The 1,164-nt window shown below is 62.9% G+C and carries 1 protein-coding gene and 1 pseudogene; both read right to left on the bottom strand.

The annotated features are described in order from the left end of the window. Window positions 1-811 (bottom strand): annotated as a pseudogene (locus D9598_RS20860) (IS5 family transposase); the annotation flags it as partial. Window positions 812-830: 19 nt separating this feature from the next. Beyond that, window positions 831-1,010: a hypothetical protein gene (locus tag D9598_RS20865; RefSeq protein ID WP_198368401.1), complete on the bottom strand. Its 180-nt coding sequence runs from the start codon at window positions 1,008-1,010 to the stop codon at window positions 831-833. Window positions 1,011-1,164 lie beyond the last annotated feature (154 nt).

The raw sequence follows: 1,164 nt of genomic DNA on the forward strand, positions 1-1,164 counted from the left end.
TAGGCGGCGTGGACAAATTTGAGCCAGTATCTTGCGGTGGCGAGGTGGACCATGCCGAGGAAGCTGCTGGCCAGCTGGTCGTAACGGGTGGCGATGGCTCGGTTGATCTTGAGGTGGCCGAACATGCGCTCGATGCGGTTGCGTTGCTTGTAGAGCGTCCGGTCATGGTCGATCTGCACCCGGCGGTTTGAGCGGCCGGGGATGACGGGCTTGATGTTGCGCCTCGCAAGGTCGGCACGGATGGTGTCAGCATCGTAGCCCTTGTCGGCAAGCAGCGCATCCGGCGTGCGTTCTGGTAAGACGATCAAGGCATCATACGCCTTGCAGTCTGCCGCTTCGCCACCCGTCAGGTGAAAGGCGAGCGGTCGCCCGAGGGCATCAGCCAGGCAGTGAAGCTTACTGGTGAACCCGCCCCGCGAGCGGCCAAGAGCGCGTCGATAAGCCCCCCTTTTCCGCCCGCTGCCGAGACGTGGGCGCGGACCGTGGTGCTGTCGATGCTGTAGTGGCCGGTGTCCGCCATGAGCTCGGCCAGCGTCACCGCCACGATCTCCCAGACCCCGGCCTCGCTCCATCGTCGGAACCGGCGGTAGATCGTGTTCCAGATCCCGTATTTGAGCGGCACATCGCGCCACGGCGCCCCGCACCGAAGCCGCCAGAGTATGCCGTTGATGATAGAGCGGTTCTGTTCGGGAGGCCTGCCCCGGCCCCGGTTTTTGTGCTCGATCGGCAGCAAATCCTTCAGGATGCGCCATTCCGCCTCGGTGAGATCGCCCCGGCTCAAGCCTGCCTCCAAAAGACAGCCTTGAATCAATCCTCTTCTGCTGGGTCAATCACCCCCGTGCTGCGTGGATCGCGCGTCGCCAGCAAAATGCCCCCAATGCGATGGGGAGGCCGAAGAACAGCGCATACACCAGCCGATATTCAGCCAACATCGCTGGCAGCGTGGACGGCTCAAGCAGCGAGAGGAGCAGCGGAAGCAGCATTATGGACGGCGTCAGCCAAAGCGCCACCGCCGTTCTCTTTCAGAGCATGGCCGTTGTTGGCGGTGTCACGAACCAGCGCCACGCCCTTCGGATCAGATCCTGCCATCCCGCCATACGCGGACCATACACCACAACGCCTACCGGCAAACATGATTACGCAGGAATTTGTCCACGCCGCCTA

The organism is Roseomonas sp. KE0001 (assembly GCF_016107285.1).
Taxonomy (GTDB): domain Bacteria; phylum Pseudomonadota; class Alphaproteobacteria; order Acetobacterales; family Acetobacteraceae; genus Pseudoroseomonas.